The organism is Primorskyibacter flagellatus (assembly GCF_048268605.1).
In the GTDB taxonomy this organism is placed as follows: domain Bacteria; phylum Pseudomonadota; class Alphaproteobacteria; order Rhodobacterales; family Rhodobacteraceae; genus Primorskyibacter; species Primorskyibacter flagellatus.
Genome location: NZ_JBLWVF010000003.1, coordinates 219,315 through 243,386, shown reverse-complemented (window position 1 = coordinate 243,386; position 24,072 = coordinate 219,315). Strand labels below are relative to the sequence as shown.

General features: G+C 59.4%; 20 protein-coding genes. 4 read left to right on the top strand and 16 right to left on the bottom strand.

The window, feature by feature from the left end:
* Positions 1-4: 4 nt before the first annotated feature.
* The 7 genes from ACN0WV_RS06240 to ACN0WV_RS06210 all read right to left on the bottom strand — a co-directional run bounded on the left by ACN0WV_RS06240 (position 5) and on the right by ACN0WV_RS06210 (position 5,525).
* Entirely contained in the window at positions 5-883 is an 879-nt protein-coding gene (locus ACN0WV_RS06240) for a lysophospholipid acyltransferase family protein (RefSeq protein ID WP_417604414.1), read from the bottom strand.
* Positions 884-942: 59 nt separating this feature from the next.
* Positions 943-1,221 carry an HPr family phosphocarrier protein gene (locus tag ACN0WV_RS06235; RefSeq protein ID WP_084351940.1) on the bottom strand — a complete coding sequence of 93 codons (279 nt, stop codon included), beginning with the start codon at positions 1,219-1,221 and terminating at the stop codon, positions 943-945.
* A gap of 8 nt (positions 1,222-1,229) precedes the next feature.
* On the bottom strand, positions 1,230-1,622 hold the full coding sequence (locus ACN0WV_RS06230; RefSeq protein WP_084351938.1) for a PTS sugar transporter subunit IIA: 393 nt from the start codon (positions 1,620-1,622) through the stop codon (positions 1,230-1,232).
* The gene (gene rapZ, locus ACN0WV_RS06225) at positions 1,619-2,542 is read right to left on the bottom strand and encodes an RNase adapter RapZ (RefSeq protein ID WP_084351935.1); all 924 of its coding nucleotides are present in this window, start codon (positions 2,540-2,542) and stop codon (positions 1,619-1,621) included. Before rapZ ends, ACN0WV_RS06230 begins: the two co-directional genes overlap by 4 nt.
* Position 2,543: 1 nt before the next feature.
* Positions 2,544-2,975 (bottom strand): HPr kinase/phosphorylase, encoded by a 432-nt coding sequence (locus tag ACN0WV_RS06220; RefSeq protein ID WP_084351933.1) that lies wholly within the window; start codon positions 2,973-2,975, stop codon positions 2,544-2,546.
* Between the two features lie 148 nt (positions 2,976-3,123).
* Complete coding sequence (locus ACN0WV_RS06215) at positions 3,124-4,821, bottom strand: ATP-binding protein (RefSeq protein WP_417604375.1); 1,698 nt, start codon at positions 4,819-4,821, stop codon at positions 3,124-3,126.
* 2 nt (positions 4,822-4,823) lie between these two features.
* A complete protein-coding gene (locus ACN0WV_RS06210) occupies positions 4,824-5,525 on the bottom strand; it encodes a response regulator transcription factor (protein WP_417604373.1) in 702 nt (233 codons plus the stop codon).
* A 348-nt stretch (positions 5,526-5,873) separates the two neighbouring features.
* Here ACN0WV_RS06210 and ACN0WV_RS06205 point away from each other — a divergent pair, with 348 nt between their 5' ends.
* On the top strand, positions 5,874-7,472 hold the full coding sequence (locus ACN0WV_RS06205) for a phosphoenolpyruvate carboxykinase (protein WP_417604372.1): 1,599 nt from the start codon (positions 5,874-5,876) through the stop codon (positions 7,470-7,472).
* Positions 7,473-7,547: 75 nt separating this feature from the next.
* On the opposite strand, the gene ACN0WV_RS06200 is transcribed toward ACN0WV_RS06205, so the two are convergent.
* Positions 7,548-8,318, bottom strand: coding sequence for a TSUP family transporter (locus ACN0WV_RS06200; protein ID WP_417604370.1), 771 nt, complete (start codon positions 8,316-8,318; stop codon positions 7,548-7,550).
* A gap of 145 nt (positions 8,319-8,463) precedes the next feature.
* Between ACN0WV_RS06200 and ACN0WV_RS06195 the strand changes: the two genes are divergently transcribed.
* A complete protein-coding gene (locus tag ACN0WV_RS06195) occupies positions 8,464-10,149 on the top strand; it encodes an acyl-CoA dehydrogenase family protein (RefSeq protein WP_417604368.1) in 1,686 nt (561 codons plus the stop codon).
* Between the two features lie 87 nt (positions 10,150-10,236).
* On the opposite strand, the gene ACN0WV_RS06190 is transcribed toward ACN0WV_RS06195, so the two are convergent.
* From ACN0WV_RS06190 to argH, 4 genes are all read right to left on the bottom strand, one after another.
* A complete protein-coding gene (locus ACN0WV_RS06190; RefSeq protein ID WP_417604366.1) occupies positions 10,237-12,735 on the bottom strand; it encodes a GcvT family protein in 2,499 nt (832 codons plus the stop codon).
* Positions 12,736-12,879: 144 nt separating this feature from the next.
* On the bottom strand, positions 12,880-15,429 hold the full coding sequence (locus ACN0WV_RS06185; RefSeq protein WP_417604365.1) for a TIGR02302 family protein: 2,550 nt from the start codon (positions 15,427-15,429) through the stop codon (positions 12,880-12,882).
* 35 nt (positions 15,430-15,464) lie between these two features.
* The gene (gene lysA, locus ACN0WV_RS06180) at positions 15,465-16,730 is read right to left on the bottom strand and encodes a diaminopimelate decarboxylase (RefSeq protein WP_417604363.1); all 1,266 of its coding nucleotides are present in this window, start codon (positions 16,728-16,730) and stop codon (positions 15,465-15,467) included.
* A 382-nt stretch (positions 16,731-17,112) separates the two neighbouring features.
* The gene (gene argH / locus ACN0WV_RS06175; protein ID WP_417604361.1) at positions 17,113-18,504 is read right to left on the bottom strand and encodes an argininosuccinate lyase; all 1,392 of its coding nucleotides are present in this window, start codon (positions 18,502-18,504) and stop codon (positions 17,113-17,115) included.
* A gap of 22 nt (positions 18,505-18,526) precedes the next feature.
* Here argH and ACN0WV_RS06170 point away from each other — a divergent pair, with 22 nt between their 5' ends.
* Positions 18,527-19,093 (top strand): TlpA family protein disulfide reductase, encoded by a 567-nt coding sequence (locus ACN0WV_RS06170; RefSeq protein ID WP_417604360.1) that lies wholly within the window; start codon positions 18,527-18,529, stop codon positions 19,091-19,093.
* Positions 19,094-19,231: 138 nt separating this feature from the next.
* Here the strand turns inward: ACN0WV_RS06170 and ACN0WV_RS06165 are convergent, their stop codons facing one another.
* The 4 genes from ACN0WV_RS06165 to rpsD all read right to left on the bottom strand — a co-directional run bounded on the left by ACN0WV_RS06165 (position 19,232) and on the right by rpsD (position 22,868).
* Positions 19,232-20,086, bottom strand: a complete 855-nt coding sequence (locus ACN0WV_RS06165; RefSeq protein ID WP_417604358.1) for an extensin-like domain-containing protein — start codon at positions 20,084-20,086, stop codon at positions 19,232-19,234.
* Positions 20,086-21,006, bottom strand: a complete 921-nt coding sequence (locus ACN0WV_RS06160; RefSeq protein ID WP_417604356.1) for a prephenate/arogenate dehydrogenase family protein — start codon at positions 21,004-21,006, stop codon at positions 20,086-20,088. The genes ACN0WV_RS06165 and ACN0WV_RS06160 overlap by 1 nt, the downstream gene beginning before the upstream one ends.
* Entirely contained in the window at positions 21,003-22,088 is a 1,086-nt protein-coding gene (hisC, locus tag ACN0WV_RS06155) for a histidinol-phosphate transaminase (protein ID WP_417604355.1), read from the bottom strand. The genes ACN0WV_RS06160 and hisC overlap by 4 nt, the downstream gene beginning before the upstream one ends.
* Before the next feature lie 159 nt (positions 22,089-22,247).
* Positions 22,248-22,868, bottom strand: a complete 621-nt coding sequence (gene rpsD / locus ACN0WV_RS06150; RefSeq protein WP_084351903.1) for a 30S ribosomal protein S4 — start codon at positions 22,866-22,868, stop codon at positions 22,248-22,250.
* Between the two features lie 267 nt (positions 22,869-23,135).
* Between rpsD and ACN0WV_RS06145 the strand changes: the two genes are divergently transcribed.
* A complete protein-coding gene (locus ACN0WV_RS06145; RefSeq protein ID WP_417604352.1) occupies positions 23,136-23,969 on the top strand; it encodes an EAL domain-containing protein in 834 nt (277 codons plus the stop codon).
* Positions 23,970-24,072: the final 103 nt, after the last annotated feature.

Below are 24,072 nucleotides of genomic sequence, written 5' to 3'. Positions count from 1 at the left end.
CAGGTCAGGATTTTCTTAGCGCCAGCGTCTGTTCGCGAAGCCAGCCAACGAAACCGCGCGGATTGCTGGCCCAGTCCTGGATCGCATCCCGTTCGATCGGATGCCCGACGACCGGTGCTTGCGGCTTGTCCAGCGCATGCACGACTTCATAAAGCAACAATCCCTGCCGAAGCGTCGCCGACACGCGGTTGGCCATCTGATACCAACGCGAATTGGAGCCGGGGAAATAGATCGGCAAAACGCGCGCCTCGGACCTTTGGATCATCTTGGCCGTGAACGGATTCCAGTCGGCCTCCACCGCTTCGCCCATCATGGTCGGCGACGACGCCACGACCCCCGATGGAAACAGAACGACCACGCCGCCATCCTTAAGATGCTGCATGGCACGTTTGCGCATTTCGAGGTTTTGCTGAAGCGCATCTGCCTCATGCGCAAACGGCACTGGGATCATGAATTGCTCGATCTCGCCGACCCCTGTCAGCAGCGAGCGGGTAAGAATCTTGTAGTCTGTCCGCACCCGGCCAATCAGTTCCGCCAACACCATCCCGTCGATCAAGCCATGCGGATGGTTCGCGGTGATGACAAGCGGGCCTTCTTTGGGAATACGCGCGACCTGTTCAGCGGGTGTGGCAAGCTCTATTCCCATGACGTCCAGCGCCTGTTTCCAGAACGCCTGACCTTCAGGCACGCCCATCCCTTCAAATTCGCGAATGCGACGCAGCAAGCGCAGCTTGCCGGTCAGAAGTTCCATCACCTGTATGGTTTTGACCTGAAGTGCCCTGTCAAAGGTATTGGCATAGGACAGTCTGCGCCGATCATAGGGTTGGTCGGCCAGATTGGTTCCGTCTCCCTGCCCCAGCAACTGCCGGGTCTTTCGCGGCATCATGTCAGGCCGAGGTTCCGTGCTGTCAACCAAATCAGGATTTCCCTTCCGGACGCCTGTCACATGTCCTCGCCAAACCGATCGGCGACCAGAGCTTCCACCGCATCTGCCAGCGCTCCGGCATCCGGGCCAGATATTTCGACTTCAATAGTGCTTCCTTTGGAGGCTGCCAACATCAAAAGCCCCATGATGCTGTCGCCGGATGCGTTCATCCCATCCTTGCAGACCTCTACGGAGGCATCAAAGCCTTCCACGACTTCGACCAGCTTGGCCGAGGCCCGGGCGTGCAGCCCTTTTTCATTCACGACCTGAAGCGTGCGACGGATGGAGTTTGACATGATGCGCCCTAGTCCAGAGAAATATTCTGACTGTCAATATACTTTCGCCCGGCCTCTAGGGCTGAACGAACCGCATCAGTAACAGACATTTGGCGACTTTTTGCCAGTTTGATCAACATCGGCAGATTGGCACCGTAAAGGATTCGCCGGTTCATCGGCTTACATGCCTTGAGCGCCAGGTTGGACGGCGACCCACCGAACATATCCGTAACGACCACCACGCCATCGCCATGATCGACGGCATCCGCTGCCGCACAAATCTCGGATTGCTTGACCGCACGGTTGTGATCGGCCTCGATAGAGATCGTCCGCACAGCTTGCAATTCACCAACCACATGTTCGACTGCCGCGAGATATTCTCTCGCCAGTCCGCCATGTGCAACGATCACGATGCCGATCAATTTCGGGCCTCTCCGCCAGTCTTCACGATGCGAGACGTTTCGGCAGCAAGGCCAAGACGTTCAAGCTCGCGATGCCTTATTGACACCCGCCAGCCCTGTAGCGCAAGGGCAGCGGCGACGCATTCCGTGACGGCAACGGATCGGTGTTGCCCGCCCGTGCATCCGAAACCGACCGAAAAATGCGCCTTTCCTTCCTCGACCGACGCCGGAAGCACAAAAGCAACAAGATCGGTGACCTTTTCAATGAACGGGGCATGGCGTGCATCGCGGCTCACATAGTCTGACACCGCCGCGTCCAGCCCTGTCAGCTTTCGCAGATCTTTCTGCCAGAACGGGTTGTGCAAAAAACGACAATCAAAAACCATGTCCAGCCCGTTCGGCAATCCGCGTTTGTAGCTGAACGAATGCAAAGCGACTGCCATACCTTGCCCAGTCTCGGATCCGAACCAACGTTGCACCTGCGCACGCAGGTCATGCGGCGTCAGGTCGCTGGTTTCGATCAACAGGTCCGCACCACTTCGCACCGGTGCCAACATTTCCATTTCGCGCGCGATCCCCTCACCCGGTGCGTCGTCGGGCGATAGCGGATGGCGCCTGCGTGTTTCAGAAAATCGGCGCAGAAGAACCTCTGCCCGACAATCCAGATACAGCAGTTCGACCGTCACCCGTTGGTCGTTGGACAATTGCGCCTGCAAATCCAACAAGCCTTCTGGAGAGAAATCTCGCCCCCTTGCGTCAATTCCCAACGCCATCGGGCGCAGCGATACACCGTCAATCAGCCGCGGGATCAAGCCAAGGGGCAGGTTGTCGATCGCTTCAAAGCCCAGATCTTCGAGCGCGTTGATCGCAGTTGTCCGACCGGCACCCGACGGACCGGTGACCAGGATCACTCTTTGCGTTTCGGCGTCGGGGGCAGCCATATCAATCTTTCCGTCCAAACATGAGATAGTGATAAAGCGACGCAGCAAAATGAGGGGTCGCGGGCCTGTGAAGAAGGGGAATGTACCGGCCAAGCAGCAAAGTGTCCCGTAGTTCGGGCATACGTTGGCCTTCTGTCTCGTCAAGGTCAACCACTACCGCCACACGAACCGAACCTGCCAAGGGCGCATTCAACAACCCTATGCCTCTGGCCTCGATCAGCGAGGGCAAACCTTTCGGTGCGCGCGCAATGACTTCATCCGCACCGTCCCAATGACATAATTCCGTTCGGTCATCCGCAATGAGTTGCGCCCCAAGCGCCATCATCTCCAATGCCAATCCGGACTTTCCCGCCCCCGATGCCCCTATGAAGACAGCACCTTTGTTCCCGATTGAGACTGTCGTGGCATGCAGGATCGTGGACTGTTTGTTCATAACGCAGGCTTGCCTTCAATTCGCAACAGCGGTCCCTATCACATGACAATCGGTGTGGTCGGGTCGGACCGCAACCGCTTTTCAAGACGGTCGTGACGAAAGCGGATTGGCTGCCCGGCGGCAATAGCACATACAGCAATGGTGCGGATCAGACTGGAAGCCCGACAACAAAGCGCGCGCCCGACGGCTCTGAGGTAATATCTGCTTCTGTCGGGCGAATGTTCTCCGCCCAGATAACGCCATCATGCGCCTCTACAATTTGTTTGGAAATTGCCAGCCCAAGACCCGAATTGTTACCGAAATCGCCGTCCGGTCGCTGAGAGTAGAACCGCTTGAATATCTGGGTCAACGCCTGTTCCGGAATCCCCGGCCCGGTATCTTCGACGACGACAAGCACTCTATTCTCTCGTTGCCTTGCCCAGATGCGGATCGCGTCACCATCCTCGCAAAAGCTGATTGCGTTGGTGATGAGATTGACAAAAACCTGTGCAAGACGAGCTTCAAGCCCGTGCAAGTGAATTGGCGCGTCCGGCAAATCAACAACAAACTCGATCCCGCGCTGACGCGCATCCTCGCCCAGAAACTCTGCGAGTGTCCCAAGCGTCTCCAATAAATTGAATTGGATCTCTTCTTCTTTGACCAACTCGCTGTCCAGCCGGGATGCGTTTGAGATGTCACTGACCAGTCGATCAAGTCTGCGCACGTCATGTTCGATCACATCAAGCAATTTTTCCTGCTGGTCGGCGCGTTTTGCGACGCGCATTGTGCCGACCGCAGACCGCAATGACGCCAGCGGGTTTTTGATTTCATGCGACACGTCCGCGGCAAATTGTTCGTTGCTGTCGATCCTGTCGTAAAGCGCCGAAACCATGCCCCGTAAAGCTCCGGAAAGCCTGCCAATCTCGTCCGGTCGCGCGGTAAGATCGGGAATACGAATGCGTCCGGTCGTGGCGTTGCGCCGATTGCGTTCGCGACCAAGTTCCGCCGCATCGGCGAGATCAGTCAACGGGGTGGCAATGGTTGAGGCCAGTAACAGACTTAGGCCGATAGAGACCAGAGTCGCGATAATAAACATCCGGTACATGCGTTCTCGTTCCGCGCGTTCCAGCGCAGTTATCTCAATTTCGGTCCGGACCAGCCCCACCGCACCAATTCCAAGGCCATGTCTGAGAATCGGGGCGACCACGATGAACCTCTTGCCGCCGTCAGCGCTCAGGATCATCTCGACATCAGACGTGGCGGTCGCGTCAGTCGCCAAGATCTGCCCTGCGATCATGCGCGTCCGGTCAACAGTAGATATCGACGGCGCTTCGTCCTCCTGAACCAAGGCCAGTATCCAGGACACACTTTTCCCGAGGCGTGAGAGTAACTCGCTGATGACAGGTCTTTCGACAGAGTCTTCCGGAACCATGCCCACAGTGGCGACACGCTCGGCGATCAACGTCCCGGCTTGATTAAAAACGTATACTTCAGCACCGTGTCGTCGACTCAGTCTGCGCAGAATAGGTTCAATATCGCCTTGATTAATGGCATCTGCGTCAGGTTTGACCAAACGGGCCTCGAACACGTCGGCAACCAACTCCGCCTCGGCAATGAGGTTCTGGCGACGGAGGCTGGCCCACCCATCGTCTGACGGACTGACATACAGCAAGCCACCAATAACCACCGTCAAAGCGACCAGGTTGAAAAGGATGATCTTGCGCGTCAAAGGCGAATGTTTGAATGAGAAAAATCTTCGTCTTGATGGACGGATCAATAGTTCAGAAGCCGCAGCACCGTCCGAAACAGCACCATCAGCACGTCGTCCGCCGCGCCTACGTTCCTGGATGCCCTCCGCAAGTGTCATAGTCACTCTTCGTTGTAACGATAGCCAACGCCATACAGCGTTTCGATCGCAGAAAAGTCGGAGTCTGCGATCCGCATTTTCTTGCGCAAGCGTTTGATGTGGCTGTCGATGGTGCGATCATCCACATAAACTTGGTCGTCATAGGCCACATCCATAAGCTGATCGCGTGACTTCACAAAACCCGGACGTTGCGCAAGTGCCTGCAACAACAGAAATTCTGTAACAGTCAGCGCAACATCATGCCCCTTCCACTGCACAGAGTGGCGCATCGGATCCATCGTCAAATTGCCCCGCTCCATCAGTTTGGGTTCTTCCGCGTCACCGACAATATCGCTTTCCACGACTTCCTGCCGACGCAGCAATGTCCGGATTCGTTCAACCAGCAGCCTTTGACTGAACGGCTTTTTCACATAATCGTCCGCGCCCATCCGAAGACCCAAAACCTCGTCGATCTCGTCATCCTTGGAGGTCAGGAAAATCACCGGCATCGAAGATTTCTGCCGAACACGCTGCAACAAATCCATTCCGTCCATGCGAGGCATTTTTATGTCGAACACGGCCATATCCGGAAGCTTCTTGCTGAAACCATCCAGCGCAGCTTGTCCGTCATTATATGTCTCGACCTGGAAACCCTCGGCCTCAAGTGTCATCGCAACCGATGTCAGGATATTCCTATCGTCGTCCACCAGCGCGATTCTCGACATTAAACCATTCCTTTTACTGCCCATTCTGGAGCCTCTTCTGCGACCGCATGCATATCAGTCCGCGCCACACACCGTACACGCGAATCACCCGCGCCCTGATCTTCCAGTTGTCGTGAGAAAACCTTACCAATGCCTTAATTTCCGACGTTCAAAAACCAGTCACGCAAGATGATTGCGCTAAACACTCCTTGGTTGCGCTAACTGTGCGTTTGCGTCCTGTTCACGACATAATTTGGCATGATAAGGACGGCCTTGCCCCCTGCGCTCTGCGGGGGATGGCGCGCATAAGAAGCTTGGCGCCACGTCTGCAAATCGCCGCTTCTCGTGCGGCTACAGGAGCTTGGAAAAATGACATTTGGACGGGTAAACCCGCAATTCCGCCTTGACGATCAGGGGATCGAGGGGCTGGGCAATGTCTATTACAATCTTATGGAGCCTGCGCTGATTGAAGCTGCTCTCAAACGTGACGAAGGGACTTTGGGTGAAGGTGGCACCTTTCTGGTGACAACCGGCAAGTTCACCGGACGGTCGCCCCTGGACAAGCATGTGGTAAAGACCGACAGCGTCGCGGATAAGATCTGGTGGGACAACAACAAGGCAATGTCGTCCGAAGGGTTTTCTGCCCTGCTTGCCGATATGCTGGAGCATATGAAGGGCCGCGACTATTTCGTGCAGGACCTCGTTGCCGGAGCAGATCCCGCGCATTCCGTCGATGTCCGAATGGTTACGGAACTGGCATGGCACGGTCTGTTCATCCGCCACATGCTGCGCCGCCCGGATCACGACGAGTTGGATGATTTCACGGCAGACTTCACCATCATCAACTGCCCCAGCTTCAAGGCGGATCCAGCGCGACACAACTGCCGGTCCGAAACCGTGATCGCACTGAATATGGATGCTAAGATGATCCTGATCGGTGGCACGGAATACGCCGGTGAAAACAAGAAGTCCGTGTTCACATTGCTGAATTACCTGTTGCCGGAAAAAAACATCATGCCGATGCACTGTTCGGCAAACCATGCGCCGGGCAATCCGGTCGACGCAGCAATATTCTTCGGTCTGTCCGGTACCGGGAAAACGACGCTTTCGGCGGATCCAAGCCGTGTGCTGATCGGTGATGATGAACATGGCTGGTCGGATCGCGGCACGTTCAACTTTGAAGGCGGCTGCTACGCCAAGACGATCAACCTCAGTCAGGAAGCCGAGCCAGAGATCTACGCAACCACCAAAAAGTTCGGCACCGTGATCGAAAATATGGTGTTCGACCCCGAAACGTTCGAGCTGGATTTCAACGACGACAGCCTAACAGCCAATATGCGCTGCGCCTATCCGCTCGAATACATCTCCAATGCCAGCGCCAACGCGATGGGCGGCCATCCCAAGAATATCATCATGCTGACTTGTGACGCATTCGGTGTACTTCCGCCGATTGCACGCCTGACGCCCGCGCAGGCGATGTATCACTTCCTGTCCGGTTTCACGTCCAAGGTCGCCGGTACGGAACGCGGCGTGACAGAGCCAGAGCCCACATTCTCGACCTGTTTCGGAGCGCCCTTCATGCCGCGCCGCCCGGAAGTCTATGGCAACCTGCTGCGCGACAAGATCGCCAAGCACGGTGCAACCTGCTGGTTGGTCAATACCGGCTGGACCGGCGGGGCCTACGGAACCGGCAGCCGGATGCCGATCAAGGCAACCCGCGCGCTGCTATCCTCGGCGCTTGATGCATCTTTGGCCGACGCCGAATTCCGTAAGGATCCGAATTTCGGCTTCGAAGTGCCCGTCTCTGTGCCAGGCGTGGCAGAGGTGTTGCTGGACCCGCGTCGCACATGGGAAGACGCGCAGGCCTATGACGTTCAGGCCGCGAAGCTGGTTCACATGTTTGCCGAGAATTTTGCACAATATGTGCCGTATATTGACGAGGACGTAAAAGCCGCCGCCATCGGCTGACGAGTCCTCTATCGCGAATGACAGGAGCGCCCGAGAGATCCTTGGGCGCTCTTTCCTATTTCGCGGCAAAGCCCTCTACGTGAACAACCCGCGACGCAGCAGGTTCAAACCGGCAATCAGCAGCACAACCAGCGTCGCCTGCCGGAATGCCGCCTGGTTTATGCGGTCCTGCACCTTGGCACCGACATACATCGCGATCACACATGGCGGCACAAGTATCAACGAGAACCAGAATGTCGTCGCGTTCAGCACGCCAGATCCGACATGCGCAGCAAACAGTGCGACGGCCCCGACAGCGTAGATCACCCCCTGAACGCGGACATGTTCACGCTTTTCGGTATCAAGCGCCGTCAGATACGCGATTGTTGGTGGCCCCCAGACCCCGGACAGCCCGCCGATGAACCCGGCGAAACCGCCTACAAAAAGTTCGATCATGCGTGATGGCCCGCGCGCCAGCCGCAACGGCACGCCGGCCAACTGCAATATCGCAAACAACGTGATCGGTACGCCGATGATCAGCAGCATGACCTTTATCGGCAGTACGCGCACAAATTGGGCGGAAAGCAGCAGCATCACCAGCATGGCAAGCAGAAAGACCCGGTAAAGCGACACCGATTGCATCGCGGCGCGCGGACCATGTCGCAACGCCTGCATGCCGTTTGTCACCAGCGTCGGCAAAATCAACCCGGCCAAAGCAAGCTCTGGCGATGCGAAGCTGCCAATCCCCGATATCAGGATCATCGGCAAGGCAAAGCCGACCAGCCCCTTGACCAGTCCGGCAACCACTGCCACCGCCAATGCACCTGCCAGTTGGACAGGTGACATAAGATCGAAAATCATCTCCATGATTGCCGATAACACGCTGCACTCTGAATTACAGAAATATTCGACGACGTAACTATTGAACACTAATGCCCCCTATTTAGGTATTTTTGTTGCGCTGCATGCGCGAAAAGATTATGCCGTACCGCAGAAAAGAAGGATGTGAATCATGGCCCATGACGGACAGGACCTGACGATGACCAACTCGATCTTGCTTGCCGACCTGCTCACACTGACCGGTGCGACCGTCGAACGCGTTGCGCAGGTTTTCGAGACCGCGCGCGCGGCCCTGCGCGAGCGGGTAAGCCAAGACGGGCGCGTTTCCGGTACGCTGGTTGAGGCCAACCAGAACGCCACCCACGGGCTTGCCTGGCTTGCAACCTATTCCGAAGCCCTGCGCCAGATGCAGAAATGGGCCGAACGGCTGCAAACGGACGGAAAGTTTGGCGAGATCGAGCAATTGATCCACCAGATTGCCTTTGGCGAGTACCTCAACCAGATCATCGGTGGCATTCCGATGAGCCAGGGCGAAATCTCGCGCGCCGGAGATCTTGGACTTTCACGCGATGACCTTGATCCGCTGTCCACGCCACAGATCGAAACGCTGATCCAAAAGGGCAACAGCCAGGCGGCACGCTCCCGGCTGGTCGAGTTGATGCAAGAGCAATCGGCCAACGTCACATTCGGTGCCTCCGGGCTTGAGGATGAGCTGGAGATGATCCGCGAGCAATTCCGTCGCTTTGCCGTTGATCGGATCGAACCGTATGCCCATGACTGGCATCTCAAGGACGAGCTGATCCCGATGGAGATCATCGAGGAATTGGCCGAGATGGGCGTCTTTGGCCTGACCATTCCCGAGGAACATGGCGGGCTGGGCTTGTCAAAAGCCTCGATGGTCGTTGTGTCCGAAGAACTGTCGCGCGGCTATATCGGCGTTGGCAGCCTTGGCACCCGGTCCGAAATTGCCGCAGAGCTAATCTTGTGCGGCGGCACCGATGCGCAGAAAGAAAGCTGGCTGCCCGGCATCGCCAGCGGAGAGATCCTGCCCACGGCAGTGTTTACCGAACCCAATACCGGGTCCGACCTTGGCGCGCTGCGCACCCGTGCCGTCAAGGATGGCGACACTTACCGCGTGACCGGCAACAAGACCTGGATCACCCATGCCGCGCGCACCCATGTGATGACGCTGCTGGCGCGCACCGATCCCGAAACAACCGATCACCGTGGCCTGTCCATGTTCCTGGCCGAGAAAACCCCCGGCACGGATGCGGCCCCCTTCCCCACCGAAGGCATGACCGGCGGCGAGATCGAGGTTCTGGGCTATCGCGGCATGAAGGAATATGAACTCGCCTTCGACAACTTCAGCGTCAAGAAAGAAAACCTTCTGGGCGGCGAAGAAGGCAAGGGCTTCAAGCAGTTAATGGAGACGTTCGAGAGTGCGCGCATCCAGACCGCCGCCCGCGCCATCGGGGTTGCCCAAGCCGCGTTGGACGTGTCGATGCGCTACGCGCAGGACCGCAAGCAATTCGGCAAATCGCTGATCAACTTCCCGCGCGTGTCGGGCAAGCTGGCGATGATGGCAGTCGAGATCATGGTCGCACGGCAGTTGACCTATTTTTCCGCTTGGGAAAAGGATCACGGCCACCGCTGCGATCTGGAGGCTGGAATGGCGAAACTTCTGGGCGCGCGTGTCGCTTGGGCTGCTGCCGATAATGGCTTGCAGATCCACGGCGGCAACGGCTTTGCGCTGGAATATACCATCAGCCGCATCCTATGCGACGCGCGTATCCTCAACATTTTCGAGGGTGCGGCAGAGATTCAGGCGCAGGTCATCGCGCGCCGCCTGCTCGCCTGAAATCCGTCTTGGAGCATTAGAAAGAGGCGGCGTTATCCAGACGCCGCCTCTCTTGTTTTGGCCCTACGGCCCTGACCCGTGCAGAGGTCAGCCGTCTTTTCGGATCGTGGCGTTCGTGGGATCGTAGGGGCTATCCTCGGTGATCTCGGCATCCCACAGCTTGTCGAACATCTTGACCTTCAGCTTCGTGCCGGGTTCCGCAAGATCGGGACGCACATAGCCCATGCCGATGGACTTGCCGAAACTTACGGAATACCCGCCCGAGGTCAGCCGCCCGACCCGCGTTTCACCGTCATACAGTGCCTCACGGCCCCAAGGATCGGCATTCTCTGGCCCGTCAATCAGCAGTGTCACGCATTTTGACCGCACGCCAATCTTCTGCATGGCGTCCTTGCCATGAAACTCCTTCGACAAGTCGATAAAGCGCGGCAGATCAGCTTCGACCGGGGTGGCATCGCGGCCCAGTTCAGTGCCAAAGGCCCGGTAGCTTTTTTCCTGCCGCAGCCAGTTCTGTGCCCGCGCGCCGACCAGCTTCATCCCGTGCTTGTTGCCTGCCGTCATCAGGAGATCCCAGAGGTAGTTCTGCATCTCGATCGGGTGGTGCAATTCCCACCCCAATTCACCGGTATAGGCGACACGAATTGCGCGGACCGGGCACATCTTCAACTCTATCTCGCGCATCGTCAGCCACGGGAATCGCTTGTTGGACAGCACGGTTTCCGGCTCTGCGTCACAGATAAGTTGGTTGAGAACGTCGCGCGTTTTCGGACCGGCAATGGCGAAGACACCCCATTGAGTCGTTACATCCTGAATTTCGATATAGCCGAACTCTGCCGCCTTATCCTCGGCCGCCTTGCGCAGATAGTCGGAATCGTAGGCCGTCCATGCGCCTGCGGAAACGAGATAATATTCATCCTCGGCCAGCCGCACGATGGTGTATTCCGTGCGCGTCGTGCCCGCCGCCGTCAGCGCATAGGTCAGGTTGATGCGCCCGACCTTCGGCAGCTTGTTGCATGTGAACCAGTCAAGGAATTGCGTCGCACCCGGCCCTTTGACGACATGCTTGGTAAAGGCCGTGGCGTCGATCAGACCCACGCCTTCGCGGATCGCCTTGGACTCTTCGACCGCATATTGCCACCAGCCGCCACGGCGGAAGGAATTTGTGCTTTCGTCGAAATCCTCGGGCGCATCCGCAGGACCGTAATAATTCGGGCGTTCCCAGCCATTGACTTGGCCGAACTGGGCCCCAAGTGCCTTCTGGCGGTCATAGGCAGGCGCGGTGCGCAGCGGGCGGGCGGCGGGACGTTCTTCATCCGGCCAGTGCAGTTTCAGCAGAAAAGGATAGGTTTCCTCGTTCTTCACCGTCGCATATTCCGACGTCATCCACGACCCGTAGCGCTTGGGGTCGAGCGAGGCCATGTCGATCTCCGCTTCGCCCTCTACCATCAGCTGCGCAAGGTAATACCCCGCACCACCGCCTGCGGTGATCCCGAACGAAAACCCCTCGGCCAGCCACATATTGCGAAGCCCCGGCGCTGGCCCCAGCAGCGGGTTGCCGTCCGGCGTGTAGCAGATCGGGCCGTTGAAATCGTCCTTGAGGCCGACCTCTTCAGTGGATGGAATGCGGTGGATGAAATCCATGTATTCCTGCTCGATCCGCTCCAGATTCAGCGGGAAAAGATCGGCGCGGAAACTGTCCGGCACACCGTAGCGGAATCGCGCGGGCGCGCCGTCCTCATATGGTCCCAAGATCCAGCCGCCGCGCTCTTCGCGCACATACCAGCGCGCATCGACATCGCGCAGCACCGGATGTTCGCCATTGGTCTTGCGCCATTCCACCAAAGCCGGATCCGGCTCTGTGACGATGAACTGATGCTCGATGGGAATGGCAGGCGTCTTGATCCCCAGCAGCCGCGCTGTGCGCTGCGCATGGTTGCCCGTGGCCGTCACGACATGCTCGGCATGGATAACCATCTGCTCGTCCGAGGCGACAAGGTTGCCGCCCCGTTCGACCATCTTCGTGACCGTCACATCCCAGTGGTCGCCGGTCCATTCGTAGCCATCGACCTGCCATTTGCGTTCGATCATGACACCGCGCTGGCGCGCGCCCTTGGCCATCGCCATGGTCACATCCGCGGGGTTGATATAGCCGTCGGTCGGGTGAAAGATCGCGCCCTTCAGATCCTCGGTCCGCACCAGCGGCCAACGCTCCTTGATCTGGGCCGGCGTCATCCATTCATAGGGCACGTCCACGGTTTCCGCCGTGGTCGCGTAAAGCATGTATTCGTCCATCCGCTCCTGGCTTTGGGCCATGCGCAGGTTGCCGACGACCGAAAAACCGGCATTCAGCCCGGTTTCTGCCTCAAGCGTCTTGTAGAACCTGATCGAGTAGTCGTGGATATGGGTCGAGGCATAGGACATATTGAAATAGGGCAGCAATCCCGCCGCATGCCATGTCGAGCCGCTGGTCAATTCGTCCCGTTCCAGCAGCATCACATCGCTCCAGCCGGCACGGGCCAGATGATAGGCGATTGACGTCCCCACGGCACCACCGCCGACGACCAGAGCTTTGACATGCGTTTTCAACGGACGACTCCCTTATCCACCTGTTGCCTGCATAAGACGTAAAATATCGGCCTTCCGCATGGGGCATCCGACACAATCCGGCTTGAATGCGACAGGGGAATGATTTGCGCCATTCCGGGCGGGCAAAGGCTGTGGCTTTCACGATCAGAAACGCTCCAGCAAACGCTCCAGATACTCGATCTCTGCATCCGGGCGTTCGCCATCGCCGGTGCGGCGACGGATCTCATCCAACAACTCGCGCGCACGCCGATAAACGTCTTCACCCTGCAAGATGCTGTCTTCACTGCCGATCTGACCGTTGGTCCCGGCATTGCGCCCCAGCGGATCCTGACGTTCACCGGGCTGCTGCCCGTCTGCCATGCCCTGCTGTCCCTGATTTTGCTGCTCTTGGGCCATCGCCTCGCCAAGGCTGCGCATACCGTCGCGCAGCGCGTCCATCGCCTCGGCCTGGCGGTCGATCGCTTCGGCAAAATCGTCGCCGCGCAGCGCCTGTTCGGCCCCATCCATCGCATCCTCGGCGCGGTCCAGCGCGTCGCGTGCCGCATCTCCGGCTTCGGTGCCTGCGCCGGGAAGATTGCCGCGCTGACGCTCTACCTCTTGCCGCAAGGCACCCTGCCGATTGGCAAGCGATTGGCCGAGGTCATCGCCATCACCGGGCTGACCTCCCTGCCCGCGCTGCCCTTGTCCTTGTTGTCCCTGTTGGCCTTGCTGACCCTGCTGACCCTGCTGACCCTGCTGACCAGGATTGAACCGATCCTGAAGGTCGCGAAAGGCCTGATCCGACAAGCCCTGCTGTTCACGCAGCGTTTCGGCCAGACCTTCCATAGCCTGTTCACCCGGCGATTGCTGACCTTGCCCACCCTCGCCTTGCGTGACGCGCATGTTCTCCATCATCTGGCGCAATTCATCCAGTGCCTGCTGGGCCTCTGCCATGCGGCCCTGCTCCATCAACTCCTGAATGCGGTCCATCATGCGTTGCAAATCATCCTGAGACATTTGCATGGTCTCGCCCTGCTGCTGCGCAGACTGATCGCCATCCTCGCCCTGTTCTTGCGCCTGACGGCTCAACTGGCGCATGTAGTCGTCGGTGGCATCGCGCAGCTCTTGCATCAATTCCGCGATTTCCTGATCCGTGGCACCATTGCGCATCGCCTCTGACAGACGCTCCTGCGCACGACGCAGACGTTCCAGCGCGTCGCCCAGATCTCCGTCTTCCAGAATGACCGCAAGATCCCACATCGCTTGAGCGATCTCGTCGCGGTCTTCCAGTGTAAGCTGGCCAAATTGCGTGAACGTCTCCAGTCGGCGCAGAATGGTCCGAAAGCGCAGATAGGTCACCGAAGAGCGGAACACCTCATCGGGCTGGTACGAGATTGCCCGCATAATCTGCGCAACCCGCGCCGCATTGTCCCGACTCCACAACAGATCTCGGCGCTGTTCGATCACAGCAGCCGCCAGCGGCTCAAAGAACCGCCGCCCCATCAGCGTGATTTCTTCGACAGCCGGTTCACTGGATTGCCCCGCAGCATCCTCGACCGTCAGCGTCACCGTGACGGGCATATTTGCCCACGGATGCTGTGAGAAGTCTTCGATCAGAATTTCTTCAAACTCCGCCCGGTCCCCGGAAATAGGCATCGGCAGTTCGACCACGATGGGGTCCTGCGGCTCTGGCTCTGCCGCAAGGCCATGGCGACGATCAAGCCGGTCCATCGACAAGTCAATCCGTGCCTGCCCGCGCGTCACCCCGTGGTCGTCGCTTGCGGAAAACGGCAGCGAAACCTCGCCGCGCGCCGAGGCTTCGACCTCACCGTTCAAGGCGACCTGAGGGGCATCGTCCAGGCGCATAAGCACCTGCCAGGCCCGCCCGCCCGGTCCATCAATCGTCAATGCGCCGCTCTGCGCCACCGTCAGATCATACGCGGTCTGCGCCTCGACCTGCTGTTTTATCGGAGCGCCCGAGATGTCCTCGGTCAGTTGCAGCGCCCCGACCTCGCCGTAAAAGCGCAGCATCACACGGCTGCCTTCCGGCACCGTAATCTCGCCCGGCGCGATGTCATTGAGGTAAAGCGCGGGCATTCGGGTATAGACCGGCGGTTCGACCCAACCTTCCCACGAGGGTCCCGAGGCCAGCGAGGTGCCGCCCGGTGTCATCGCCGTGACAGAGCCCATTTTCCAGACCGACCCGAACAGCAGACCCACGCTCAGCACCAGCAGTGCCACATAGCGCAGCGCGAAGGGGTCCGCCCTGGAGGCCCGCAAGTCAGGTTGCACAGCGGAAGCCGTCTCAAGCCGGGCGCGCATCCGAGCCTGATGCGCGGACCAAACCGCGCGGGACGCCGCGTCGCCCGCACCGATTGCCTGATGATCCATGGCAGTCTGAATAGGTCGCCCCGGCATCGCCGCATCCATACGGGCCATCGCGCCAATCCGCGAAGGCCAGCGGAACCGCCGGATGCCGATTGCCAATGTTGCCAAAGCCGCCAGACCCAGCACCGCTGCCGCGCCCCAGACCCACTCTACCGCGACGCTGTCTTGCAGCCCCAGCATCAGCAACGCTGCGGCCACAAACAGCACCGACCAAAGCGGCCAGAACGCACGCACGACAGCCTCTGCCACCATGCCCAGCCGGGTCAGCAGCAGCGGTCGCCGAATATGCCTGAGGACGTCGTCTGCCTGCCTGTCGGTCGCGGCCATGCGCACTCCTTTTCAGGGCTGCGCACCGGGGGGCGTCACAGCCATGGTGGAATGGTATCTCGATTTATGATTTCGTCAAAGGTCGGCCTCGCCCGAATGACGGCGAATTGATCGCCATGCACCAGAACCTCGGGGATCAGAGGCCGGGTGTTGTATTCGCTCGCCATTACCGCGCCATAAGCCCCGGCAGATCGGAACGCCAGCAGATCGCCCGCAACCACAGGCGGCATCTGACGCCCCTTGGCGAAGGTGTCGCCACTTTCACAGACCGGTCCGACCACGTCATAGGGCCGCAGTTCGACGGCTGCGGCAGCCTCCACCACCGGAACGATGTCATGATAGGCGTCGTACATCGCGGGGCGAATCAGATCATTCATAGCTGCATCGAGGATCAGGAAATCCCGCCCTTCGCCGGACTTCACATAGATCACCCGGCTGACCAAAATACCGGCATTCCCGGCAATCAGCCGTCCCGGTTCGATCTCGATCTCACAGCCCAGATGACCAACAGTGCGCTTGATCAACGCGCCATAATCGGTGGGCAGCGGCGGTGCCTCGTTCGAACGCGTATAGGGGATGCCCAAACCACCCCCCAGATCCAGACGCGTAATCTCGTGCCCGTCTGCGCGCAGCACATCCGTCAGGTCAGCGACTTTCTTGTACGCTGCCTCGAACGGCTCCAACTGCGTCAGCTGACTGCCGATGTGAACGTCGATGCCGACCACTTTCAGCCCCGGCAAGGACGCGGCCTGCGCATAAACTTCGCGGGTCCGTGCGATCGGTATGCCGAACTTGTTCTCTGATTTTCCGGTCGCGATCTTGGCATGGGTCCTGGCGTCGACATCCGGATTGACACGCAAAGTGATCGGTGCCACCACTCCCATCGACACAGCGACAGCAGAGATCGCTTCCATCTCCGGCTCGCTCTCGACGTTGAATTGGCGAATACCGCCTGCAAGCGCCATGCGGATCTCCGCCAGCGTCTTGCCAACACCGGAAAAGACGATGCGCTCCGCAGGTACACCAGCCGCCTGGGCACGCGCATATTCCCCGCCCGAAACCACATCCATGCCAGCGCCAGCTTCGGCAAGCGTCCGCAGAATCGCCTGATTGGAATTTGCCTTCATCGCATAGCAGACCAGATGCGGAAGGCCGTCCAGCGCTTCATCGAACAGGCGATAATGTCGCAACAACGTGGCCGTCGAATACAGATAGAACGGCGTCTCCACAGCTGCGGCAATTTCCGCCACTGCAATATCCTCGGCAAAAAGCGCCCCGTCACGATAAAGAAAATGGTCCATCAAAGCCCCCGAAACTGCTGCTCGTCGCCATAGCCCGCGAGCCGCGGCAAAACCAGCCCTGAAGCTTCTTCTTGGTTCAAATACTCTCAGGGGGAGGCGCGCCAAGCGCCGGGGGCAGACTGCCCCCAACTGCGTGTACGCAAATCAAAAAAGCGTGCGCAGCGCGCACTCCACCAGGTCAAACCCGCGCAGCGATCCGCACCAGCGTCCGGAGTCTAAAGCCCGACCAACACGCTGACTGGGCCACTATTCACCCCAACAGCGGTCGACGTCCGCACGCCATCCGTACCTGCCGATATCGTCGTGGACAATGACGGTCGGATCGGGTCGCCATCGGCCCCACAGCCCACCAACAAGATCAACGCTAAAACGCCAACAGCCTTCATCCAAGGATCTCCTTCCAGCGCGCGGCCTGCTCACGCACCCGAACCGGTGCCGTGCCGCCATAGCTGATCCGTGAAGCGACAGAATTATGCACCCCAAGCACATCATAGACCGCCTGAGTGATGCCGTCATGCACGCTCTGCATCTCGTCCAGCGACAGGTCCGGCAGGTCGCATTCCTTGGCCTCCGCCTTCGCCACGAGACTGCCGGTGACGTGATGGGCATCGCGGAAAGGCAGGCCCAACTCCCGCACCAGCCAGTCGGCCAGATCCGTCGCGGTCGAGAACCCAGCCCCGGCCGCCGCTTCCAACGCCTCGCGATTGGCGGTCATGTCGCGCACCATGCCCTCCATCGCGGCCAGCGCCAGCATCCAGTTATCGGCGGCATCAAAGACCTGTTCCTTGTCTTCCTGCATGTCCTTGGAATAGGCCAAGGGCAGGCCTTTCATCACCATCATCAGGGCCGTCTGCGCACCAAATATCCGGCCCACCTTGGCGCGGATCAGCTCCGCCGCGTCCGGATTCTTCTTCTGCGGCATGATCGACGATCCGGTTGAAAACCGGTCCGACAGCACCACGAACCGGAACTGCGCCGAGGACCAGATCACCAGCTCTTCGGCAAAGCGGCTGAGATGCATGGCGCAAATGCTTGCCGCGCCCAGAAATTCCAGCGCGAAATCGCGGTCGCTGACGGCATCCAGAGAATTGGCGCTTGGCCTGTCAAAACCCAGCGCTTCGGCGGTCATGTGGCGATCAATGGCAAAGCCGGTTCCCGCCAGCGCCGCTGCCCCAAGGGGGGATTCGTTCATCCGCGCCCGCGCATCGCGAACCCGCGACAGATCGCGCGCAAACATCTCGACATAGGCCATCATGTGATGCCCCCATGTCACCGGCTGTGCGGTTTGCAGATGCGTAAAGCCCGGCATGACCCAATCCGCGCCCGCCTCAGCCTGCGCCACCAGCGCATTCATCAGTGCCAGTAGCCCGGCCTCTGCCGCGTCCAGTTGGTCGCGCACCCACAATTTGAAATCCGTCGCCACCTGGTCGTTGCGCGAGCGGCCAGTGTGCAAGCGTCCCGCGGGCTCTCCGATGATTTCCTTCAGCCGCGCCTCCACATTCATGTGAATGTCTTCCAGCGCGGTGGAGAAGACAAAGGTTCCGCCTTCGATCTCTGACAACACCGTGAGCAGGCCTTCCCGAATGGCCTCGACATCTTTAGGATCCAGAATGCCCGTGGTGCCAAGCATGGCGGCATGGGCCCTTGACCCGGCAATGTCTTGCGCCGCCATCCGCTTGTCGAACCCGATCGAGGCGTTGATTGCCTCCATGATCGCGTCCGGCCCGGCGGCAAAGCGGCCGCCCCACATCTGGTTCGAGGATTGGTCTGCCATGTCGTGCCCCCTTGGAGGAAAAATGCGCCTGTTCCGTTTCGCTCTCCTTTATCTAGCCCTTGGTCTGGGTGCAAATGCTGCGCTCGCGTCCGATCTGTCCGCCATCGATGCCCTGCGCGAAGGCGACATGAAAAAACTGGTCTTCACCGACGCCAAGCCGGTCAGCGCAAATGCGTTTCAGACAGTGGACGGTGCCGAGATGACGCTGGCGGACTATCAGGGCAAATGGGTGCTGGTGAACTTCTGGGCGACATGGTGTGCACCGTGTCGCAAGGAAATGCCGATGCTGTCGGCCTTGCAGGAGGAATTCGGCGGCGACGCATTCGAGGTCGTCACCATTGCCACCGGTCGCAATCCGCCCCCGGCCATGAAAGCGTTCTTCAAAGAGATCGGCGTGAGCAATCTGCCCTTGCACCGCGACCCCAAACAGGCGGTGGCGCGCGAGATGGCGGTTCTAGGTCTGCCGATCACCGTGCTGATGAACCCTGAAGGTCAGGAAGTTGCACGGCTGCAAGGCGATGCCGACTGGGCGTCTGACAGTGCAAAGGCCATCATCAAGACGCTGATCGCGGACGAGACGGACAGCTAGCCGGGGGCTGACAGCGCACGGTTCCGATCCTTGCGATGCAATGCCCCGGCATTGGATCGCAAGCCGACCAATGCGGTCCACGCGTCTCTCGGGCCAATGATGATCTTCGCTGTCGGTTAGCGCCATTCTACCAGAACGTTACCGGCAATAGGCCCCGCTGCGATACCGTGCAGTGTCAAAATGGAAATGGTCGCGGTGATACCCGTCGGACCCCGGCCCAAGCACTGTTCCGAACGGCCCGCAAGCGGCAATGCGCATCTTTCGCAGGGCATTGCCGTAGCTTCTCGACCCCCAGCCACGCAGGACCGTGATTTGCGTGCCATCCTTCAACCGAAGCCCCGATATGTCGATGGCCCGACCCTTGCCATGCTCGCTGACCTTGGCACCGGGCTGATTGTTGCGCGTCCGGCAAGCGTAATGTGCAGCCACCCGCAGCTGCGCCACACCGCCGCCGCGCGTCCCGATTGCGGGTTTCACACCGCGTTCCACCCAGGTTTTCAACGCCTTTGCAGTGGTGCAGTCGATGACCGCCTGCTGGCTGAGCGCGATCCCAGAGACCGACCGCAGCCGCACCGCATCCTTGATCCCGCAGGCGCTGATCCGTCCCGGCACATAGCCGATCGCCTCACCCTGCAACGCCAGATCGCCACAGACTGCCCCGCGTTTCTGCGCCCGCCGTTTGGCCATCACCCGCTCCACAATGGCGCGTGGACGTAACATCGGCCGCAGGGACCGCCGCATGCCAGAGGTGGACAGCACAACCATCGTCCCGTCAGCATCCAACGCCAGCAGATCGGTGGTTTCGACAAATGCGTTGGGGCTGGGCTTCATCGGGCGCGCCACGGGACGCAGCAGCGCCAACCGATCGGCGTTTTCTTCGGGTGCGATCATTGCAACGTCTTGCCGCGCCATCGGGCGGGTTTTGCCATCGGGTACTTCTGCCGCGACCATGCCCGCCAGAAACATCAGTGCCAAACCCGCCAATACTCGCATCAATGCTTTGCCTTCGCTCGTCCAAAATCGGGGGCATCGGTATCCTGCCCGGCCTCGATGATATCACGGCGAATTGCGCGGGTTCGAGTGAAATAGTCGAAAAGCTCGTCCCCGTCGCCCGTTCGGATCGCGCGTTGCAACGCAAACAGCTCTTCGGTGAAACGTCCGAGGATCTCCAGCGTGGCCTGTTTGTTGTTCAGAAACACGTCGCGCCACATCGTCGGGTCGCTCGCCGCGATGCGGGTGAAGTCCCTGAAACCAGCGGCAGAATACTTGATAACTTCGGAATCTGTCACACGCCCCAGATCATCGGCCACGCCGACCATCGTATAGGCGATCAGGTGCGGCGTGTGGCTGGTGACGGCCAGCACGAGGTCATGGTGCTCGGGATCCATCTCTTCGACATTGGCACCAAGCGCCTCCCAGAACCGGCGAAGTTTCGCCACCGCGTCCGGATCCGTGCCTTCGGGTGGCACCAACAGACACCAGCGATTGTCGAAAAGTGTGGCAAAGCCTGATTCGGGGCCGGAATGTTCGGTGCCCGCCAATGGATGACCCGGCACGAAATGCACATTTTTGGGTAGATGCGGGGCAACCGCCTGAACCACCGCCCCCTTGACGGAACCGACATCGCTGACCGTGCAACCGGGTTTCAGATGCGGTGCGATTTCTTGCGCGACTGTGCCCATGGCCCCCACCGGCACGCATAGCACAACCAGATCGGCCTCTTTGACCGCTTCGACCACACTGTCATTGACCACGTCGCACAAACCGATCCGGCGCGCGGTGTCGCGGGTGGCTACGCTGCGCGCATAGCCCGAGACCTCACCCGCAAGACCGCCACGTTTACTGGCCCAGAATATCGACGACGCAATCAGACCCAACCCGACCAGGGCGATCTTTTCGTAGATAACGCTCATGCGGCGACCGCCTTGAATTGACTGATGGCATGCACAACCCGCCGGCAAGCGCTTTCATCGCCGACCGTAATCCGCAACGCCTCTGGTAACTTGTAGCCTCCGACCCGCCGCACGATCAGGCCCTGGGTCTTGAGATGCGCCTCGCAGGCGTCCGCCTCTGCCGCAGAACCGAACCGTGCCAGCACGAAATTGGCATGGCTGTCATCCACGCCCACGCCCAGCTCGCGCAACGCCTCGGTCAGCCAGAGGCGCATTCTGGCATTTTCGTTCAGGCATTTTTCGGTGTAGCTGCGATCCCCCAGCGCCGCCTCGGCCGCCTCCAACGCGGTCGAGGACAGGTTAAACGGCCCCCTCACCCGGTTCAGCACGTCGATCACATCCTGACAGGCATACCCCCATCCGACGCGCAAACCACCCAACCCGTAAAGCTTTGAAAAGGTGCGCGTCATCACGAAATTTTCGCGTTTTTCGACCAGAGCGGCGCCACCGTCATAGCCCGGTTCGAACTCTGCATAGGCACCATCCAGCACCAGCAGGCACTGCTCCGGCAGACCGTCGGCCAGCCGCTCCACCTCGTCCAACGCGATGAAGGTGCCGGTCGGGTTCGCCGGGTTGGCGATGAACACAAGTCGCGTGCGATCCGTGCAGGCGGCAAGAATGGCATCCACATCTACGGTGCGGTCGCGCTCTGCCACCTCCACCGGCGTTGCCCCTGCGGCCAGCGCGCTGATGCGGTACATGGCAAAACCGTGCTGCGTATGGATGACCTCGTCCCCGGAGCCGGCATAGGCCTGGCAGAGAAAGGTGATGATCTCGTCCGAGCCGACACCGCAGATGATCCGAGCAACATCCAATCCGTGTGCGTCGGCAATGGCGTTTCGCAGGCTCGCATGGTCCGTGGACGGATACCGATGCAGATTGCGCGCACTCCGCTCTACCGCAGCGATGGCCGCGGGGCTTGGGCCGAACGGATTCTCGTTCGACGACAGTTTCACCACATCCGAAACACCCTCAATATGGCTCGCTCCGCCCACATAAAGAGCGATATCCATGATTCCGGGTTGCGGTTTCATCCTTGCCATTGTGCAGCCTCCTGTTGCGCGTCTCTTTAGCGGGGCTTTTCGTCAGAGACCAGTGGCAAGGACCGGGGCAGCGTAGGCACCCGGCAGTCTAGAGGACCGCATACGAAAAAGGGCCGCGCCAATGCGCGACCCTTTGATGATTTCGGATCTGCCCGAACCTTAGTTCTGGGCGTAGAATTCGATAACCAGATTGGGTTCCATCACGACGGGATAAGGCACATCGCCCAGGCCCGGCGTCCGCACGAATGTGGCGGTCAACTTAGAGTTGTCGACATCCATGTAGTCCGGCACGTCGCGCTCTGGCAACTGGGTCGCTTCCAGAATGACGGCCAACTGCTTGGACTTTTCGCGAACCTCGATAACGTCACCCTCTTTCACACGGTAAGAGGGGATGTTGACGCGCTTGCCGTTCACCATGACGTGGCCGTGGTTCACGAATTGACGCGCTGCAAACACGGTTGGCACGAACTTGGCACGATAGACGACGGCGTCCAGACGACGCTCCAGCAGACCGACCAACAGCTCACCGGTATCGCCACGCAGGCGCTCTGCTTCACGGAAAATACGACGGAATTGCTTTTCGGTCAGGTCGCCGTAGTAGCCTTTCAGCTTCTGCTTGGCGCGCAACTGAAGGCCGAAGTCAGATATCTTGCCCTTGCGGCGCTGACCGTGCTGGCCGGGACCGTATTCGCGACGGTTGACCGGGGATTTCGGACGGCCCCAGATATTTTCGCCCATACGGCGGTCGAGTTTGTATTTGGCAGACGTGCGTTTGGTCACGGCTGATCTCCTTCTTTTGGCGCTGCCGAGTGGCCGCTATGAAGGGCGTTGTCCTCTGCGCCGGATTTGATCCGACACTGACAGGAATCCCCTTGCGGGGTCCACCAACACCAATGAAGCCGCGCTTATACGCTGCAACCGCGCGCTGTCAACGGCGCTGTTTTGCAGGAAAGAACATCCAGATGATTCAAATTAGAACAAAACGTGAAATTTAAGCGTAATTTAAGGTCTTGGGGTCCAGTCTGCAAGCAACCGAATGGAGGGCACATGGGTCTTCAGAGAAAAGCCGCACTGAACGAACAGCCTCGTAATGCGCTGACGCTTGCGATAGAACAGCGCGATGCAAACACCATTAAGATGGTCGAGGCCGCAGTACGCCATCGGCAGGTTCTCCTTGCATTTCAGCCAATCGTCCAGGCCCGCGATCCGAGGCGCACGGCATTCTATGAAGGGCTGATTCGCGTCCTGGATGAAACCGGACGGGTGATCCCCGCCAAGGACTTCATCAACGTCGTGGAAGAAACAGAAACCGGGCGCCTGCTGGATTGCATCGCCCTGGAAAAGGGTCTGCGTGCGCTGGAAACGCAACCCACGTTGCGGCTGTCGATTAACATGTCGGCCCGATCCATCGGATACAAGAAATGGCTACGCGTCTTGCAACGCGGGCTGGCACGCAATCCAACTGTCGGCGAACGTCTCATTCTGGAAATCACTGAGAACTCCGCGATGCTGGTTCCTGAGCTGGTGGTCGGGTTCATGCAAGACCTGCAACACAGGGGCATTTCTTTCGCGCTTGACGATTTCGGGGCAGGCTATACTGCCTTTCGCCACTTCAAGGACTTCCAGTTCGACATCCTCAAGATTGACGGGCAGTTCATCACTGATATTGCGCGTGATGCCGACAATCAGGTTCTTACCCGCGCCATGGTCTCTGTCGCACAGCAATTTGACATGTTCACCGTGGCTGAACGGGTTGAGCGGGCAGAGGATGCCGCATTTCTGCAAAGCCTTGGCGTCGATTGCCTGCAAGGGTATTTCTACGGCTCTCCGACTGTCTGTCCGCCGTGGGAAAAAGACGCGCTACAACGCGCCACAGCCTGAGGCAATTTCGGGTCATGACTGTAGTTGCCCCCCACCAATGCATAATATAGTTACGTTACGGTAGGGTGGGGGTTGTGCGCTTTGCTGGAACTGTGCGGACCTC

Coding starts and splice junctions, on each gene's coding strand:
- ACN0WV_RS06240 (WP_417604414.1), bottom strand. CDS start 883: ATGCCGCGAAAGACCCGGCAGTTGCTGGGGCAGGGAGACGGAACCAAT.
- ACN0WV_RS06235 (WP_084351940.1), bottom strand. CDS start 1,221: ATGTCAAACTCCATCCGTCGCACGCTTCAGGTCGTGAATGAAAAAGGG.
- rapZ (WP_084351935.1), bottom strand. CDS start 2,542: ATGGCTGCCCCCGACGCCGAAACGCAAAGAGTGATCCTGGTCACCGGT.
- ACN0WV_RS06220 (WP_084351933.1), bottom strand. CDS start 2,975: ATGAACAAACAGTCCACGATCCTGCATGCCACGACAGTCTCAATCGGG.
- ACN0WV_RS06215 (WP_417604375.1), bottom strand. CDS start 4,821: ATGACACTTGCGGAGGGCATCCAGGAACGTAGGCGCGGCGGACGACGT.
- ACN0WV_RS06210 (WP_417604373.1), bottom strand. CDS start 5,525: ATGTCGAGAATCGCGCTGGTGGACGACGATAGGAATATCCTGACATCG.
- ACN0WV_RS06205 (WP_417604372.1), top strand. CDS start 5,874: ATGACATTTGGACGGGTAAACCCGCAATTCCGCCTTGACGATCAGGGG.
- ACN0WV_RS06200 (WP_417604370.1), bottom strand. CDS start 8,318: ATGGAGATGATTTTCGATCTTATGTCACCTGTCCAACTGGCAGGTGCA.
- ACN0WV_RS06195 (WP_417604368.1), top strand. CDS start 8,464: ATGGCCCATGACGGACAGGACCTGACGATGACCAACTCGATCTTGCTT.
- ACN0WV_RS06185 (WP_417604365.1), bottom strand. CDS start 15,429: ATGGCCGCGACCGACAGGCAGGCAGACGACGTCCTCAGGCATATTCGG.
- lysA (WP_417604363.1), bottom strand. CDS start 16,730: ATGGACCATTTTCTTTATCGTGACGGGGCGCTTTTTGCCGAGGATATT.
- argH (WP_417604361.1), bottom strand. CDS start 18,504: ATGGCAGACCAATCCTCGAACCAGATGTGGGGCGGCCGCTTTGCCGCC.
- ACN0WV_RS06170 (WP_417604360.1), top strand. CDS start 18,527: ATGCGCCTGTTCCGTTTCGCTCTCCTTTATCTAGCCCTTGGTCTGGGT.
- ACN0WV_RS06165 (WP_417604358.1), bottom strand. CDS start 20,086: ATGCGAGTATTGGCGGGTTTGGCACTGATGTTTCTGGCGGGCATGGTC.
- ACN0WV_RS06160 (WP_417604356.1), bottom strand. CDS start 21,006: ATGAGCGTTATCTACGAAAAGATCGCCCTGGTCGGGTTGGGTCTGATT.
- hisC (WP_417604355.1), bottom strand. CDS start 22,088: ATGGCAAGGATGAAACCGCAACCCGGAATCATGGATATCGCTCTTTAT.
- ACN0WV_RS06145 (WP_417604352.1), top strand. CDS start 23,136: ATGGGTCTTCAGAGAAAAGCCGCACTGAACGAACAGCCTCGTAATGCG.